Origin of the sequence: Paenibacillus sp. VTT E-133291, assembly GCF_002264395.1 — a bacterium.
Classification (GTDB): Bacteria; Bacillota; Bacilli; order Paenibacillales; family Paenibacillaceae; genus Paenibacillus_AQ; species Paenibacillus_AQ nitricinens.
Genome location: NZ_NFVA01000209.1, coordinates 1 through 1,365, shown reverse-complemented (window position 1 = coordinate 1,365; position 1,365 = coordinate 1). Strand labels below are relative to the sequence as shown.

Here is a 1,365-nt window from a genome sequence, read left to right as displayed (position 1 = left end):
TGACTAATATGTGAAACCCTTTATGTTCAATTATCGTGTCCCGTTAGTTGAACAAGCACGCTTTCTTTTATTACACATTTATCTTCGTACTGCGCAACAATCGCTATGACTCTCGATGAAAAACATGTATTAAGCTAACTGGCAGGATTGTAATGATTGGCTAGCGAAATGTTAGTGAAGAAAGTATGGAGAAGTATGAAACGTGTTCGAAGAGTCGAACTGTTACCTCCTGCATTTTCAGGCATGGTTTGCAGGGTATACTAAAAATAATCCCACTATAATTAATTTTGAAAGGGGGATCGAATATGGATTGGCTTGATAGATTTAATGCTGCTGTAGATTATATTGAAAACAATCTAGATAATAAAATCGAATATTCCTCGGTTGCTCAAGCAGCTTGCTGCTCTGAGTTTCACTTTTCAAGGATGTTTTCATCATTATTAGGAATATCTCTTTCAGAATATATTCGTCGTAGACGCCTTACCAAAGCAGCCTTTGATATTCAAACAAGTAATGCCAAAATCATTGATATTGCTTTGAAATATGGGTATGACTCATCTGATGCTTTTACAAGGGCGTTCAAGAAGCTTCACAGTGTCACGCCCAATTCAGTCAGAGATACAGGTGTGCAGTTAAAAGCCTATCCTCGAATCTCCTTTCAAATTACAATTAAAGGGGATGTAGAATTGGCATATCGAATTGAAAGAATGGATACTGAATTGCGTTTTGTAGGAAAACGTCAAAGTGTAAAAACATCTCGTGCATTTAAGGAGATTCCCGCTTTGTGGAGAAAATCCAATAAGGATGGCTTCAAACAAGCTTTGATTGACATGTCATGGGTAAAACCTAAATGCAAGCTGGAGAGCTTAGTCGGCATTTGCGGCAAAGAGGCGGCTATCACTGATGAGGTATTCGATTACTTTATGGGAGTACGATATGACACTGAAACACCTTCCGATATGGAGGAAATTAGAATTGCCCCAAGCACATATGCTGTATTCCCTAATGTTATTGATGCTTGGAAAAGGTTATATTCAGAATGGCTTCCTACGTCCGGATACGAGCTTGCAAATCAACCTTGTATTGAGCATTTTTTAGGACCAGGACATAAGATAAAACATGAACTGTGGGTACCAATCATCGAAAAGTGAATAGACTCTATAATTATTGAAGTAACGGGGAACGTTAGTTCAACAAAACAGTGACAGCCTATGACTCTATTTTCTCGTTCAGAGCTGCCGTCGATTAAAATTTTTGGCCAACATTCCCCCCATTACTGCGCCGTTTGCGTCAAATGGGACATAAAACCTCCACTTATCTTGTTCAACTAAACTGCCCGTTCGTATTATGAGATCAACCAGTTCT

The 1,365-nt window shown here is 38.8% G+C and carries 1 protein-coding gene; it reads left to right on the top strand.

Going from position 1 to position 1,365, the window contains the following annotated elements; translation table 11 throughout:
• The first annotated feature begins 305 nt into the window (after positions 1-305).
• Positions 306-1,151 carry an AraC family transcriptional regulator gene (locus CA598_RS31580; RefSeq protein ID WP_094879056.1) on the top strand — a complete coding sequence of 282 codons (846 nt, stop codon included), beginning with the start codon at positions 306-308 and terminating at the stop codon, positions 1,149-1,151.
• The last annotated feature ends 214 nt before the right edge of the window (positions 1,152-1,365 follow it).

Excerpts from the sequence above, each read along its gene's own strand:
- CA598_RS31580 (WP_094879056.1), top strand. The coding sequence starts at position 306 with ATGGATTGGCTTGATAGATTTAATGCTGCTGTAGATTATATTGAAAAC.